11 protein-coding genes are annotated in these 12,926 nt (G+C 71.8%); 8 read left to right on the top strand and 3 right to left on the bottom strand.

Annotated features, from left to right (window positions below):
- The first annotated feature begins 196 nt into the window (after nt 1-196).
- The 4 genes from ACWD4A_RS26990 (at nt 197) to ACWD4A_RS26975 (ending at nt 4,452) form a co-directional block, all read left to right on the top strand.
- Complete coding sequence (locus tag ACWD4A_RS26990) at nt 197-1,378, top strand: Ig-like domain-containing protein (protein ID WP_451197865.1); 1,182 nt, start codon at nt 197-199, stop codon at nt 1,376-1,378.
- A 183-nt stretch (nt 1,379-1,561) separates the two neighbouring features.
- Nucleotides 1,562-2,239, top strand: coding sequence for a uracil-DNA glycosylase (locus ACWD4A_RS26985; protein WP_451197864.1), 678 nt, complete (start codon nt 1,562-1,564; stop codon nt 2,237-2,239).
- 136 nt (nt 2,240-2,375) lie between these two features.
- Entirely contained in the window at nt 2,376-3,404 is a 1,029-nt protein-coding gene (locus tag ACWD4A_RS26980) for an N-acetylglucosamine kinase (RefSeq protein WP_451197863.1), read from the top strand.
- A 106-nt stretch (nt 3,405-3,510) separates the two neighbouring features.
- Entirely contained in the window at nt 3,511-4,452 is a 942-nt protein-coding gene (locus ACWD4A_RS26975; RefSeq protein WP_451197861.1) for a sirohydrochlorin chelatase, read from the top strand.
- Nucleotides 4,453-4,534: 82 nt separating this feature from the next.
- On the opposite strand, the gene ACWD4A_RS26970 is transcribed toward ACWD4A_RS26975, so the two are convergent.
- Entirely contained in the window at nt 4,535-5,587 is a 1,053-nt protein-coding gene (locus ACWD4A_RS26970) for a lactonase family protein (protein ID WP_451197859.1), read from the bottom strand.
- A 317-nt stretch (nt 5,588-5,904) separates the two neighbouring features.
- On the opposite strand from ACWD4A_RS26970, the gene ACWD4A_RS26965 reads away from it, so the two are divergent.
- Complete coding sequence (locus ACWD4A_RS26965; RefSeq protein WP_451197892.1) at nt 5,905-7,407, top strand: FUSC family protein; 1,503 nt, start codon at nt 5,905-5,907, stop codon at nt 7,405-7,407.
- A 91-nt stretch (nt 7,408-7,498) separates the two neighbouring features.
- Here ACWD4A_RS26965 and ACWD4A_RS26960 read toward each other — a convergent pair whose 3' ends face one another.
- The gene (locus tag ACWD4A_RS26960) at nt 7,499-8,917 is read right to left on the bottom strand and encodes an MFS transporter (protein ID WP_451197858.1); all 1,419 of its coding nucleotides are present in this window, start codon (nt 8,915-8,917) and stop codon (nt 7,499-7,501) included.
- A 110-nt stretch (nt 8,918-9,027) separates the two neighbouring features.
- Between ACWD4A_RS26960 and ACWD4A_RS26955 the strand changes: the two genes are divergently transcribed.
- Genes ACWD4A_RS26955 through ACWD4A_RS26945 form a run of 3 tightly spaced genes read left to right on the top strand, consistent with a single transcriptional unit; the run spans nt 9,028 to nt 10,751 of the window.
- Nucleotides 9,028-10,074, top strand: a complete 1,047-nt coding sequence (locus tag ACWD4A_RS26955; RefSeq protein ID WP_451197856.1) for a GlxA family transcriptional regulator — start codon at nt 9,028-9,030, stop codon at nt 10,072-10,074.
- A 49-nt stretch (nt 10,075-10,123) separates the two neighbouring features.
- Entirely contained in the window at nt 10,124-10,348 is a 225-nt protein-coding gene (locus ACWD4A_RS26950; protein WP_451197855.1) for a tautomerase family protein, read from the top strand.
- 4 nt (nt 10,349-10,352) lie between these two features.
- On the top strand, nt 10,353-10,751 hold the full coding sequence (locus ACWD4A_RS26945) for a carboxymuconolactone decarboxylase family protein (protein ID WP_451197854.1): 399 nt from the start codon (nt 10,353-10,355) through the stop codon (nt 10,749-10,751).
- Between the two features lie 72 nt (nt 10,752-10,823).
- Here ACWD4A_RS26945 and ACWD4A_RS26940 read toward each other — a convergent pair whose 3' ends face one another.
- Entirely contained in the window at nt 10,824-12,788 is a 1,965-nt protein-coding gene (locus ACWD4A_RS26940; protein WP_451197852.1) for an FAD/NAD(P)-binding protein, read from the bottom strand.
- Nucleotides 12,789-12,926 lie beyond the last annotated feature (138 nt).

Here is a 12,926-nt window from a genome sequence, read left to right as displayed (position 1 = left end):
GCAGGGCCCGGAGCTCCGCGGCCGCCACCCATACCGCATCACCCAAGCGTTCATCGGAACAAATGTTTCCATTTTTCGCGCAACCGTACATGCGTGTCGATCATCTGTAGAGGTGTGGCGGGGTGCTGTCGGCCGGTTCGGGCGAGGCGGCCGTGGCCCGCCGCTCGCTCTGCTGATACGAGAAAGGTCGACTCACGTGCACGTCGGATCGGGCCGTCGCTCCGTCCTGTTGGCATCCGCCCTCATGGGCTCCCTGGCGCTCAGCGCCTGTTCCGGAGGGTCCGGCGGCGGCGGTGCCGATGCCGGGAAGGAGACCCGGATCACCGTCTCCCCCTCCGGGGGCAAGGAGGTCGGGCTGGGCTCCCCGATCTCGGTGAAGGCCGACGGCGGACGCCTCACCGACGTGGAGGTCAAGGACGACAAGGGCAACAAGGTCGCGGGGCGGCTGGCCGACGACGGCTCCTCCTGGACCTCGGACGGCAAGGTCGGTCCGAAGACCACCTACACCGTGCGCTCCAAGGCGAAGGGCGGCAAGGACGGCAAGGGCAAGGAGTCCTCGTCGACCTCCACCTTCAGCACGCAGGAGGCCCCGAAGGTCAACAAGCTCAACTACACGCCGGGGGACGGCCAGACCGTCGGCACGGGCATGCCGGTCTCGATCCTCTTCGACGACCCGATAGACAAGAGCAAGCGCGCCGAGATCGAGAAGGCCCTGAAGGTCACCACCACGCCGAAGGTGGAGGGCGCCTGGGGCTGGGTCAAGGACTGGTCGGGCCAGGACCGGATCGACTGGCGGCCCAAGACCTACTGGCCCTCCGGGACCAAGGTCTCCGTGAACGGCGACCTGTCCGGCATCGACTCCGGCGAGGGCGGCTGGTTCGCGAAGAACTACAACTTCGGCTTCACCATAGGCGCCGACCACAAGGCCGTCATCGACGTGCCCAGCCACACCCTCACGATGTACGAGAACGGCAAGCCGGTCGGGGAGGTCAAGGGCTCCGCGGGCTCGGCGGTGGACCCGACCCGCGGCGGCATCCACACCGTGCGCAGCAAGAACGCGGCGGAGACGATGGACTCGTCCACCATCGGCCACGGCAACGAGTGGATGCTCGACTCGAAGTGGGTGACCCACCTGACCGCGTCCGGGACGTTCCTGCACTCGGCGCCCTGGAACCAGTCGATCGGCGTGGAGAACAACAGCCACGGCTGCTTCGGCATGACCACCAGTGACGCCAAGAGGGTCTACGACTTCCTGTCGATCGGCTCGACCGTCGAGGTCAAGAACACCACCAGCACCAAGGTGACCGACGTGGGCAACGGTCTCGAGGTGTGGCAGGAGACGTGGGACCAGTGGCAGAAGCGCAGCGCGCTGAAGTAGCCGCCGGCCCGCTCCGTCCGTGATGGAGGCCCCGCCCCTGACGAGGAGGCGGGGCCTTCGGCGTCATCGGGCTCAGGACGCCCGGCAGGAAACCCGTTCGGGGGACACGCGGCGCGGCCGGAACGCTGCGGCCCATGGGACGCGTTCGCATGGACACGCACTGAGCCAGTAGAGTGACGCCCCGTGGCTGCACGACCTTTGAACGAGATCGTCGAACCTGGCTGGGCCAAGGCTCTGGAGCCGGTGGCCGGACGCATCGCCGCGATGGGCGACTTCCTGCGCGCCGAGATCGCCGCGGGCCGGACGTACCTGCCTTCCGGTGCGAATGTGCTGCGTGCTTTTCAGCAGCCGTTCGACGAGGTGCGGGTGCTGATCGTCGGTCAGGACCCCTATCCGACGCCCGGCCATGCCGTGGGCCTGAGCTTCTCGGTCGCGCCCGAGGTGCGGCCGCTGCCGGGCAGCCTGGAGAACATATACCGCGAGCTCCACACCGACCTGGGCCTGCCCCGGCCGTCCAACGGCGACCTCACGCCGTGGACCCGGCAGGGCGTCCTGCTGCTCAACAGGGCCCTGACCACCGCCCCGCGCAAGCCCGCCGCGCACCGCGGCAAGGGCTGGGAGGAGGTCACCGAGCAGGCGATCCGCGCGCTGGTCGCGCGCGGCGGGCCGATGGTGGCCATCCTCTGGGGCCGCGACGCGCGCAATCTGCGCCCGCTGCTGGGCAGCGTGCCGTCCGTCGAGTCCGCGCACCCCTCCCCCATGTCCGCCGACCGCGGCTTCTTCGACTCCCGGCCGTTCAGCCGGGCCAACGAGCTGCTGGTCCGCCAGGGCGCGGAGCCGGTGAACTGGCAGCTTCCGTAATGCCGTACCCCTGCGGGCCGTTGGACTCCCCCGTGACGCGCGAGCACGCGCCGGCGGACCGGCCCGCGGGGCCTGCGCATACGTCCATGCCTGCGTTCACGCGCAGGTCGTTCGCGCCCGGGACACGGCCGGGCCGGTGACATCGGCGGCGGGCCTCGTCCTGGGGGTCGACTCGGGCGGTTCGGGAATCCGTGTCGCCCTGGCCCCCGCGCACGGCGGAAGCCCGCCGCTGACCTGGGTCTCCCGCACCCCTGTCGGCGTCGACGCCCGGGGACTTCTCGACCGCGTTCTACCCGCCGCCAGGGACCTGTTGGCGCGCGCCGGAGCGGAGCGCTGCGAGGCCGTCTGCGTGGGTGCTGCGGGCATGGTCGCGCTGGGGGCCGAACTTCACGCCCTGCTGCCCGGCGCCCTGCGCGAGGCGCTCGGGGTGCGCCGTCTCGCCCTCGCCTCGGACGCGGTCACCGCCTACGCGGGCGCGCTCGGGCAACGCCCGGGGGCGGTCGTGGCCGCGGGCACCGGAATGATCGCGCTGGGCACCGACCTGACCCCGGAAGGCGGTTGGCGGCGCGCGGACGGCTGGGGCCACCTGCTCGGCGACTGCGGCGGCGGCGCCTGGATCGGCCGCGCCGGGCTCGAGGCGGCGATGCGCGCGTTCGACGGACGGGCCGGAGGGTCGAGCGCGCTGCTGGCCCGGGTCTCCGCCGTGTTCGGCCCGCCGCGGGACCTGCCCGGTGTGCTGTACCCGCGGGCGGACCGGCCCGCGGTGCTCGCCTCGTTCGCGCCCGAGGTGGCACGCTGCGCTCCGGCCGACCCGGTGGCCGCCCGTATCCTCCGCGAGGCCGCGCGTCACATCGCCGCCGCGGCCGCCGCGGCCTGCCCGCGCCGCCTACCGGTTTCCGGCCGAATGGCAGGGACGGCGGACACAACGGAGGGGCCGGGCGAGGCTGGTGCGACATGTGAAGTCGCACTCACCGGCGGACTTTTTCGTATGGGTGAACCGCTGCTCGCACCGCTGCGCGAAGAGTTGCAATTGCAACTACCTCATGCGCGATCGGTCGCCGCCATGGGGACGCCGCTGGACGGGGCGTTGCGCGTGGCAGGGGCACTGGTGACGGGCGGTCTGCGCCTGCCGGCCGACCCGGTGATGTTGCGTATCATTTGCTGAACAGCCCTCCATGTACCGAATGCGCGGACGAATAAATCCGGACAGACGGCGCCGGAACGCCCCCGCCCGAACGGCTTGGTGCGATGAACGACTAACATGCGGCGCCATGAGCTCCCCCACAGGGCCCACGCCTGGCCTGCCTGTACGAATGCCGCGTCCCCGCCAGTCCGGACGGCACCGGCGGCCGGAGCCTGCGGCAGCGCCCGCGGCCGCGCCGCCGCTGGTCCTCGCCGTGCCGGGGAGGGCCGACCTCGCCACCCGCCAGATCGCCGAGGAGGCGCTCAGCATCGCCCGCTCCGAGCTCCCCGGGCTCGACGCGCGCATCGGCTACGTGGACGCCGCCGGCGGCGACGTGGGCTACCCGTCGCTGGAGTCCGTCCTGGCCCACGCGGCCGCCCAGCGCACCGCTCGCGCGAGCGAAGCCCAGGGAGGCCCGGAGACGGACGGAGCGGGCCCCTGGGAGCGCTGGCCCACGGCCGTGGCGGTCCCGCTGCTGGCGGGCCCCGACAGCGCGCACCTGCGCCGGATACGCCATGCGGTCATGAACAGCGGCTCCGTCACCGAGCTGACCGACACGCTCGGCCCGCACCCCCTGCTCGCCGAGGCCCTGCACGTGCGCCTCTCGGAGGCCGGACTGGCCAGGGCCGACCGCGCCCGACTGTTCACAGTTGCAACTGCCGCGGACGGAATCATCCTGGCGACGGTCGGCGGCGAGGAGGCCGTACAGGCGGCGGGCATCACCGGAATGCTGTTGTCCGCCCGGCTCGCGGTGCCCGTGCTGGCGGCGGCACTGGACGAGGAGGGCGCGATCGCCCGCGCCGCGGAGCAGCTGCGTTCGTCCGGGTCGCAGAGCCTGGCGCTCGCGCCGTGCATCGTCGGCCCCGAGGTGGCCGAGGGTCTCGCGGCCGAGGCCGCGCGCGAGGTGGCCTGCTCGGCGGCGGAGCCGCTGGGCGCCTACCCGGCGATCGGCAAGCTCGTCGTGGCCAAGTACGCGGCCGCGCTGGGCCTGGCGACCCAGCCGTCGCTCCAGGGCACGCCGGTCCGCTGACGCGTCCGTCCGTACGTCCGCCGGGAGGGGCTTCCGCACCGCGGGAGCCCCTCCGGCCGTTCCGGGCCCGGGTGTCGGCGCCTCAGGTGAAGATCACGCAGGACGCGGCGGGCGCGGTGAGCGATCCCGCGAGGCTCGGTATTCCCGTGCCGTGGTCCACGGTGAACCAGGTGACGTCGCCCGACCGTTCATTGGCGGCATAGAGGTGCCCGCCCTCCGGATCCAGGGTCAGGTCGCGGGGCCAGTGGCCGCCGCAGGCGGTGGAGCCCTGGATTCCGAGGATGTCGCCGGACGCGTCGAGGGCAAGCGTGGTGATGCTGTCGTGCCCGCGGTTGGCGACCCACAGGAACCGTCCGTCCGCGGAGACGACGGGCTCGGACGGGTAGTTGACGACCTTGAGGCCCGGGGCGAGGACGCGTGTGTGCCCGGTCGGCACGAGCGAGCCGTCGGCGGCGTCCCAGCGGCAGACCGTGACGGTCGAGTCCAGCTCGTTGAGGACGTACGCACGGTCGCCGCGGGGATGGAAGGTGAGATGCCGGGGGCCGCTGCCGGGTCGCAGCCGTACCTCGTCGTGCGGGCGCGGCAGGCCCGTCACCGGGTCGAGGGCGTAGATCCACACGGAGTCCGTGCCGAGGTCGACGGCGAGCAGCCGGCGGCCGGAGGGGTCGGGCACGACGGCGTGCGCGTGCGGCCCTTGCTGCCGGTCGGCCACGGGCCCGGAGCCGCGGTGCGGCAGGACGGCGCTCGGTGCGCCGAGCCCGCCGCCGGTGCGGACGGGGAGGGCGCTGACGCTGCCGGACCGGTAGTTGGCGGTGAACAGGTGCGTTCCCGCGAAGACGAGGTGGGTGGGCGACTCGCCGCGCACCGGCACGGGTTCGCCGAGCGGCTCGGGCCGGGCGGGGTCGGCCAGCGAGAAGGCCGCGGCGGCGCCCTCGTCGGTCTCGCTCACCGCGTAGAGCACGTCGGCCCCGGGCGACAGCGCGAGGAAGGACGGGTTCACGACGGCGTCGGTGGAGTGCACGGCCTTCAGCCCGCCCGTGCCGGGGTCCACCTCGGCGACCGTCAGGCCCGCTCCGCCCGCCTCCGTGAACGAGCCGATGTACGCGTACCGCCGCCGCCCGCTGCCCATCACCATGCCGCCCTCCCCACCGAACCGCTTGTGTGTCCGACGCTACACGGGGGCACCGACAAACCCGAGGTCAGGCGGCCGCGAACACCTCGTGAGGCTCCGTGCGAGGACGGGCGGGCACCGGCCCTGCCCGCGGTTCTGGTCCGTTGGCCCTTTCTGGCACGCCGAATACCCCCGTGACTGTACCAATGGCACAGTCGTTCCACCTTCTCTTGAGCCAGCGGGTGACCGGATGTTTTGATGAACCTGTCGATGGCGCTGCGGATCTCGCGGCGCCTTTTTCGTTTTGAGGCGCAGGGGAGCCGGAAGAGTTGCTGAAGAGGATGTTCGTGGCCCCGGACCCGGGCCGGCTGCGGCTGCGCGTTTCGGCCAGGGCCGTGCTCGGCATCGGGCTGGCCGTGGCCGTCTCCGAGCTGGTCACCGACTCGCTCGCCGCGGCCATCGCGGGCGGGCTCGCCGCGTTGCTCGCGCTCTTCACGGTCGCGGATGCCACGGTGCGCGGCCAGGCCGTCACGACCGCGCTGCTGCCCGTCGTGGGCTTCCCCGTGCTCGCGCTGGCGACGGTGCTCCACGACCTCCCGTTGGCGCGCGATGCCGCGTTCCTCGCCGTCGTGTACGCCGGGGTGTACGCGCGCCGCTGGGGCCCGCGCGGCCACTCGCTGGGGACCTTCGCGTTCATGACCTTCTTCATGGCGCAGTTCCTGCACGCCGTCCCTGCCCAACTTCCCCATCTGTACACGGCCGTGGCCCTGTCCGTCGCCACCGCCGGTCTCGTCCGCTTCGGCCTGTGGTGCGTCGAGCGCCGCACCCCGCCGCCCGCGGGGCCCGCTCCCCTGACGGCGCGCGGGCTCGCCCGTCCCACCACGCGCCAGGCCTTCCAGAACACCTTCGCCTGCGCGATCGCCCTGGGCGTCGGGCAGCTCGTCTCGGACGAGCGCTGGTACTGGGCGGTCGGCACCGCCTGGTGGATCTTCGTCAACACCGCCTCGCGCGGCGAGACCCTCGTCCGCGGCTTCCGCCGCATCGTCGGCACGCTGACGGGCATCACCGTGGGGCTGCTCGTCGCCGTCCCGCTGCACGGCGCGCCCGCGCCCACCGCCGTCCTCGTCGCCGTCTGCGTCTTCGGGATCTTCTACACCGCCGCGCTTTCGTACAGCTGGATGATGTTCTTCGTCACCGTCATGGCCAGCCTGCTGTACGGCTTGCTGGGGGTGCTCCACCCCGGGCTGCTGGCACTGCGCTTCGAGCAGACGCTCGTGGGTGCCGTCGGCGCGGCCCTGGCCGTCGCCTTGGTGCTGCCCATCACGACGCATGCCGCCACCGACGCGTGGATCCGGCGTGCGCTGGTGTCCGTGCGGCACTGCACGACGGAGTCGGCGCGGCGGCTGGCGGGCGACGAGTCCGCCGACCCTTCCCCGCACGTCGCGGAGCTGGAGCTGCTCCTGGGCAAGGTGCGGGCCTCGCTGGCACCGCTGCTGCACCCGCTCAATCCGCTGCGGGCCCGCAAGGAGCGCGCGCGGCAGGTCATGGCGTACCTCGACGACTGTGTGCGGCAGGCACGCGGTCTCGCGGAGGTGGCCGCCGATCCGGACGCCTCGCACGACGCCCGGCTGACCGCCGCCTGTCAGCGGGTCGAGACCGCGCTGCACGCTCTGATACCGGCCGCGGAGGCGCCTGCCGCGGCGATGGACCTCGCCGCTTCCGCCCCGCAGCACCACCCGGGTGCCGAGCGTGCCCTGGCCCACCTGCACGACCTGGAGAAGGCCCTCGCCGAGTTGGCCACGCCCGTGCTGAGCAGCCCGCGTTCGCCGTTGGCCGGTACCTGATCCCGGGCGGACGAGCGCCTGTGGCAAGGAGAACCGCCCGGCCCGCCTGTCGGGGGAGCAGGCAGGGCCGGGCGGGATCCAGGGAGGGCGCTCAGGCCCTGGCGGGGGTGTTCGCGCGGTAGCGGAGGCCTGCCAGCGCGGCCAGCAGAGCGGTGACGATCATGTAGATCCAGCCGTGCCGGAAGGAATCCATCGTCGGGTGCTCCGAGCTGCCGAGGATCGCGGTGAGCAGGGCGACGCCCAGGGCGGAGCCGATCTGGCGGGACATCATCAGCGTGCCCGAGCCCACCGACAGCTGCTCGGCGGGCAGCCCGCTCGCCGCACCGAACAGGGCGGGCTGGATCAGGGCGTTGCCCGCGCCGACGAGGATCGCCCCGGGCAGGTAGGCGGCCGCGTAGTGCGGCGTGGGCTCCGCGGCGATCAGCCACCAGGCACAGCCCACCGCGAACACCACGCCTCCGGCCACCGCGGAGGTCCGGGCGCCGATACGGCGGATGATCTTCCCCGAGAGGGCGGAGAGGATCATGACGGTGACCGGGGTGGGCGCGATGCTCAGGCCGGCGCGCAGGACCGAGTAGTGCCACTGGCCGGTCAGGAAGAGGGCGGCCTCGAAGAGCATCGAGGCGAACGCCAGGTAGTAGACGAAGATTCCGATGGTGCCGACCCTGAACAGCCGGCTCGCGAACAGGGTGGGGCTGATGATCGGGTCGGCGGTGTGGCGGACGTGGCGCAGGAGGACGAGCAACAGCACCACGGCGACCACGAAGCAGACCAGGGTGCCGGGCGCGGTGTAGCCCCAGTCGGGCGCTTCAACGAAGGCCATCGTCAGCGCGCCGGACGCGAGGAGGATGAGCGCCGACCCGAACAGGTCCAGACCCTGTGACGCCTTGCGGGCCACCTGTGGCAACAGGCGCACGCCGGCCAGGACGGCCACGGCGCAGACGGGGACGTTGATGATGAAGATCCACCGCCAGTTGATCTCCACCAGCAGGCCGCCCAGGACCGGGCCGCTGCCCGCGGCGACGGCCGCGACCGCCGTCCAGATGCCGATGGCCGTGGAACGCTCGTGCTCGGGGAAAGCCGGCAGGGCCAGCCCCAGGGAGGTGGGCACGAGAACGGCCGCGGCCACCGCCTGCACCACACGGGCGATGATCAGTACGGTCAGGCTGGGGGCGACGGCACAGCCGACCGAGGACAGGCCGAAGAGCACCATGCCGATGAGGAAGCTGGCCTTGCGGCTCGTCTCGTCCGCGAGGCGTCCGGCGGGGATGAGGAGCGCCGCGAGGACGATCGTGTAGCCGTTCAGCACCCACGACATGGAGGCGAGCGATGCCTGCGGGAACGACTTCTCCAGAGCGGGGAAGGCCACGGTGACGGCGAACAGATCGAGGATCGCGAGGAACTGGGCGGCCGACGCGACGGTCAGTACCAGCCAGCGCCGGGGATCCGCCGGTGCGGACGCGGCGGGAACGGCCGCATCCGCCGGGCGGGTTTCGGAAGTTGAGGTCATGGACGTATCCGTCGTCTTTCCGTTGATCGAAAAGGAGGCGCTTCCCACTATCGGCGCCCACGACCACCCCATCGAGTGGCAGATCTGCCATGAGCCGCTAGATTACTGCCATGACTCAGCAGCCCGGCAATCCCGGCACCGTGGCAGTGGCGGTCACCGACGGCATGCCGATCCTCGAACTGGCCGTGCCCTGCCATGTGTTCGGCACTCCGCGCCCCGATCTCCACGACCCCTGGTACGACTTCCGGCTCTGCAACCTCACGGAGGGCGAGGCCGTCCCGGCCCGGCAGTGGTTCACCACGCACACCCCGCACGGATACCGGGAACTCGTCGAGGCGGACACCGTCATCGTTCCCGCCAGTGCGGACGTCCGCGGTGAGCCTCCCGCACGGCTGCTGGAGGCCATCAAAGAGGCTCACGGCCGCGGCGCGCGGATCGTCTCCCTGTGTTCGGGGGCGTTCGTCCTGGCGGCGGCCGGGCTGCTCGACGGGCGGCGTGCCGCCACGCACTGGGAGCACGCCCCGCTCCTGGCCGAACGCTATCCCGGCGTCGACGTCGACCCCACCGTCCTGTACATCGACGACGGGGACATCCTCACCAGTGCCGGCAGCACCGCCGGCATCGACCTGTGCCTGCATCTGCTGCGCAAGGACCTGGGGTCCCGGGTGGCCGGTTCCGTAGCCCGCCATCTGGTGGTGCCCGCCCACCGGCCCGGCGGACAGGCCCAGTACATCGAGACGCCGGTGCCGCCCACGGAGACCGACAGCGGACTGGCCCCGCTGCTGCACTGGGCCGCCGAGCGGCTCCACCAGCCCCTCACCGCGCCTCAATTGGCCCGGCAGGCCGGAACGAGCGTACGGACACTGGTGCGGCGTTTCCATCAGGCCACGGGCACCACGCCCCTGCAGTGGCTCCAGGCCCAGCGTATCGCCCGCGCCAAGGAGTTGCTGGAGACCACCGACCAGCCGATGGACAGGATCGCCGAGCAGTGCGGCCTGGGCGGCGCGGGCAACCTCCGGCTCCATTTCGCCCGCAGTGTCGGCATTCCCCCCAGCGAGTACCGCCGCGCGTACCGCGCCGCGGACGGCGGGAGTCCCGGCTCCGCCGACGGCTCTTGCACCAAAGTCGGATACCCGACTCCCCTGTCGCGCAGGTAGAAACAGAGGTGACTGCCCATGGAGCAGCCCATAGAGCAAAGGGATCTGTATGCCTGTCATCTCCGTCGACATGTGGCAAGGCCGGACCGAGGCGGACAAGGCCGTCCTGGCACGCGAGCTCACCGACGCCTTCCAGCGCGCCTGCGGGAGCACGCGCGAACGCATCTACGTCATCATCCGCGATGTCCCGAAGGAGAACTGGGCGATCGGCGGTGAGATGTGCACGGACCTGCCGACCGTGGCCCCCGCGTCCGCGCCTCCCTCGGCGGGCTGACCGGATGACGTCCTCCGATCGGTCCGCGCCCGAGCCGTACGCGACAGGCGACCGTATCCGCAGGGAAGTTCTCGGCGACGAGCACGTCAACTCCATGCTGAGCGACTGGCCTCCGGCGAAGCCCCTGCTCGACCTGATCACCGCGTACCCCTGGGGCTCGGTCTGGGCGCGCGAGGGTCTGGACCGGCGGACGCGCAGCCTCCTCAACCTCGCCCTGCTCACCGCCCTGAACCGGCCGGAAGAGCTGCGCCTCAACATCCGCGGCGCCCTGCGCAACGGCTGTTCCGTCGAGGAAATGGCCGAAGTCGCCCTGCAGTGCGCCGCTTACGCCGGCGCTCCGGCGGGCATCGCGCTGATGAAGGCGGTCCACGAGATCCACGGAGCTGTGTCGGCCGAGGAGTGACCGACAAAGGGGGGCGGGCCCGGGAACTTCCCGGGCCCGCCCCCCTTGTCCTCCCCGTACGGTCCCGTGCGATCAGCGCACGGGCACCGTCAGCTCCGCGTCCCGCTCGGCCGGGCGCGCGGCGAGCCGGTTCATACCCTGCTTGAGGCAGGACCGGGCGATGGAGTCACCCTGGAGCAGCGTGCGGGAGTTGACGTGCGGCCGGGCACCGATCGCGGTGACCCACTGCACCGACTCCACCGGGGGTCCGTAGGAGAAGCGGGCCGGGTGGGGAACACCCTGGCCGTCGATGACCTGGAAGGTCACATCGGTGACGTCCAGACCGCCCGTCTCGTAGCCCGGCCCCGCCGTGTCGGGGATGAAGTGGGCCCGGCATCCGCCGGCGGAGTGCAGCGACGCCAGCAGCGGGTCGGTGGCCCGGCGCACGTCGGTCGTCGGCAGATGGGCCTCGACGAGTGCCGTCACACGCACCGACGTGCCGGGCACCTGGGGGGATTCGACCACGAAGGCACCGGACTCCTGGTCCGCCGTCACCCGCATGCGCGGGCCCAGCACCTGGACCACCCCGGCCTCGACCAGGGCACGGAGCTGCCGGACACGCGTGGCCGGAGGGCCACTGGCGGCATAGTTGTTCAGCCCGCTGAACCAGCGGTCGATGTGGTCCCTGTAGGAGGCGCCGCTCAGGCCCCGGTGGGAGATCACCTGCCGCACCTCGTCGCGCAGGTCGCGCATCACCGCGGCGGCCGCCTTGACGGCGCTCGTGGCCGGACCGAGGTCCGAGTGCCGCAGGTCCTCGTCGAGGACGTCGAGTATCCACGCGCGGTAGTCGGCGGGGTCGGCGAACTCCCGCTGGTCCGCGGGACGGTCGAGCGCCTCCCAGTTCCAGCGCAGCTCCGGGTCGGGCACCAGATCGCTCAGGAGCGCCTCCATCTCCGGGGAACCCCATGAGTGGCGCGGGTACTCGGCCAGCAGCCGGGCGTGCCCGTCGGGGTCGGTGTCCTGGAGCAACACCTTGTAGTAGTTCCAGGCGACCTCCTTCGACACGAGGGGGAACAGGTCCGCCATGAAGTCGGTGCGGCCGGTGCCCGCCGGCCCCCTCAGCCGGGCGATCTCGTCGGCGGACAGAAAGGTCGCCTGGTAGCGGGGCACGATCTCCTGACGGATCTCCGCCCGCGCACGGTAGGGCACACCGCGCCCCGACCCGGCATGGACGACGGGCTCGTTCCCACTCGGCAGATACGTCAGCCTGCCGTCGGCACCGGAGACGAAGCGACCACCCCGGCCCTCCGTGAGCAGCGCCATGTAGTCGTAGAAGTTCAGCCCGAGGCCGCGCAGGACCACGGGCTGCCCCGCGCCGATCGGCGTCAGGTCCGCCTCGGCGGGACTGCTCGGCGGCACATAGTGCAGGCCGTTCCGCTGGGCGAAATCGGCGAGCTCACGCTGCTTATCCGTCGGCTCGACGTCGTAATGGCCCTGAGCGAGGACCACGGCATCAACTGCCAGCGGACGCTCCCGGCCTTCCAAGGACACCTGCTGTGTGCCGTCCGGGAAATCGGTGACCGAGGTCGCCCGGGTCCGGTGCACCTCGACACGGACCTGGGCCGGCGCGTTGCGCACGATGTGGGCGAAGGCCCAGCCGAGGTACTCCCCCTGGAACGCCCGGGAAGCGTACGACCACGGTTCCATCACCGCGGCCTCGGCCTTCGCCTCTTCGGTCACATCGGTCACTTCGCCCTCGGCGACCATGCGCGCCCACTGGTACTGGGTGGGCCCGAACGTCAGCGGACCCTCACAAGTGACGGTGTCGTCGGTGAATACGGTCACGTCCCCGGCAACGGTATTCATCAGCAGCCGACGCGACTGGTCGAGCTGCCACACGCGCCCGCCTCCCACGGGATAGGGGTCGATGACATGCACCTCGACCCGCGTGTCCCCCGCGACTTCGGCGGCGTTGGCACAGATGCGCTCCAGCGCCACGGTTCCCCTTGGTCCGGCACCAACGATGCAGATACGTATGGTTGCTGCTCCCGTTGACATACGAGCTCTCCTAGCTGAGGCGGATGATGAAAGAGTCGGCGAGGGTCAGCCGACGACGGTCCAGGTGTCGTTCCCGGCCAGGAGGGTGGCGAGGTCGCCTTTGCCCTGGTGGTGGGTGGCGGTTTCGAGTTGGTCGTT

The organism is Streptomyces sp. NPDC002537, from assembly GCF_053594975.1.
This window is presented reverse-complemented; position numbering and strand designations above follow the sequence as displayed.

Bases quoted from the DNA above. Each gene is read 5' to 3' on its own strand.
- ACWD4A_RS26945 (WP_451197854.1), top strand. From the start codon at position 10,353: ATGACGTCCTCCGATCGGTCCGCGCCCGAGCCGTACGCGACAGGCGAC.
- ACWD4A_RS26965 (WP_451197892.1), top strand. From the start codon at position 5,905: ATGTTCGTGGCCCCGGACCCGGGCCGGCTGCGGCTGCGCGTTTCGGCC.
- ACWD4A_RS26960 (WP_451197858.1), bottom strand. From the start codon at position 8,917: ATGACCTCAACTTCCGAAACCCGCCCGGCGGATGCGGCCGTTCCCGCC.
- ACWD4A_RS26970 (WP_451197859.1), bottom strand. From the start codon at position 5,587: ATGGTGATGGGCAGCGGGCGGCGGCGGTACGCGTACATCGGCTCGTTC.
- ACWD4A_RS26955 (WP_451197856.1), top strand. From the start codon at position 9,028: ATGACTCAGCAGCCCGGCAATCCCGGCACCGTGGCAGTGGCGGTCACC.
- ACWD4A_RS26950 (WP_451197855.1), top strand. From the start codon at position 10,124: ATGCCTGTCATCTCCGTCGACATGTGGCAAGGCCGGACCGAGGCGGAC.
- ACWD4A_RS26940 (WP_451197852.1), bottom strand. From the start codon at position 12,788: ATGTCAACGGGAGCAGCAACCATACGTATCTGCATCGTTGGTGCCGGA.
- ACWD4A_RS26975 (WP_451197861.1), top strand. From the start codon at position 3,511: ATGAGCTCCCCCACAGGGCCCACGCCTGGCCTGCCTGTACGAATGCCG.